Source organism: Neisseria sp. HMSC073G10 (assembly GCF_001812605.1).
GTDB classification, from domain to species: domain Bacteria; phylum Pseudomonadota; class Gammaproteobacteria; order Burkholderiales; family Neisseriaceae; genus Neisseria; species Neisseria subflava_A.
Window position 1 is genome coordinate 1 of the sequence record NZ_KV809487.1, and the last position, 1,443, is coordinate 1,443.

The following is a 1,443-nucleotide window of genomic DNA, read 5'->3' on the forward strand; positions in this document are numbered from 1 at the left end:
ACCCGCTTGCCGGCGGCAGCGCTGCCGTTGCTGCCGAACGCGCCGCCGAATACCTGGCCAAACAATACGACGACGGCCATACCGCGATTGACCCGACAACGGGGAAATTCAATCCCAATCTTCTGCCCGAACACATTAAGGAAGAGATTAAAGCACAGACCGGTGCGATTGCTTCGGTGGTGGGTGAGGCGGGAGGCCGTCTGAAAGGGGGAAGCGGCACAAACAACAGCAACACCAATGCCCTGTTCAACGCACAGGTAGGGGGCGTGTTGGGGCAGAATGCGGTGGGGAATAACTATCTCAGCCCTGGCCTAACCATTCCTTTCGTTGATAAAGAGATTTCACCTGATCAAATAAAAAAATTTGGACAAGAGTTAGGAGAAAACTGTGGAAAAACAGGGAATAAAGCTAGTTGTGCTGCCACTTATGATAAGTGGAAAAATTTATCATACAAGCAAGGAGGATTAGATCCTAACGATACATCATGGGAAAATTTCGTAGCCCTAATGTACCAACAAGAAGTATTGCCCTTATGTAAAGGCAACAAATCCTGCGAAGCGCATGTTGTTACGAGTATGCAGCTTCATGTTGTCCTCAATGCAGGCGATGCAGCAGGATTACGTGATTCGATAGAAGTAGATAGAAGAGCTGTAAATATTGCTAATGGGAACTGGGTTCGTGCAGGTTTAGATACATTAGGAGACGTTAGTACGATTTTGGGTATGCGTGCTATGGTTAATCCCAATTCTGCATATTCAAGATTGATGAATTCTGTATTTGCTACACCGAGTAAAACAGGTATGCCTCGGTCTACAACACAGTTAGGAATTGTAGGGAATTGGGAACAGAAGGCATTGCCGAAACCGCAACTACCGAAAGATTACAGATATGATCCCAATATAGGGAAAAATAATCCGAATTTTAACAAAGAGCTTCACAAGACAATTTATGATCAAGATCCAAGAAGGATTGAAGCTGTTAAAGCTAGAGATCAGGTAAATAAAGCCAATAGAGAAAGAATAAAAAATTCTCCACACAGTCTAGTATTGGAAAAAGATGTACATGGTAATGAGATTTTTTATAGGCGTATATCTTATGAAGATTTCATGAAACTTAAAACATACGGAGAATTACCAGCAACAAGTGAAACATTTATTTCTCCGCTTAAAGCATATTCCGAACAGGGATATAATGGAGTGTTGGTTAAATTTACAACAAAACCGGGCACCATGGATCTTTTGAAAAAGATAGGTACAACAGGCAACTCGGCAACAAACCGGCTCTTTCCGGATTTGCCCCGTACAGGCAAGGGCTGGACTGAAAAAACACAAGTGCAATTCAAGCTTGAAGGTCAAGGGAAGCCATATGTGAATAAAGGGAAAGGGGTAGTCAATACAGGACTGGGTAGGGCTGGCGGTAAAGAAACTTTTGAGAAACAGATTA

1 protein-coding gene is annotated in these 1,443 nt (G+C 43.2%); it reads left to right on the forward strand.

Features of this window, described 5'->3' with window-relative positions; translation table 11 throughout:
- On the forward strand, positions 1-1,443 hold a 1,443-nt coding region (locus HMPREF2865_RS12295), incomplete at both ends, for a VENN motif pre-toxin domain-containing protein (RefSeq protein WP_283120617.1).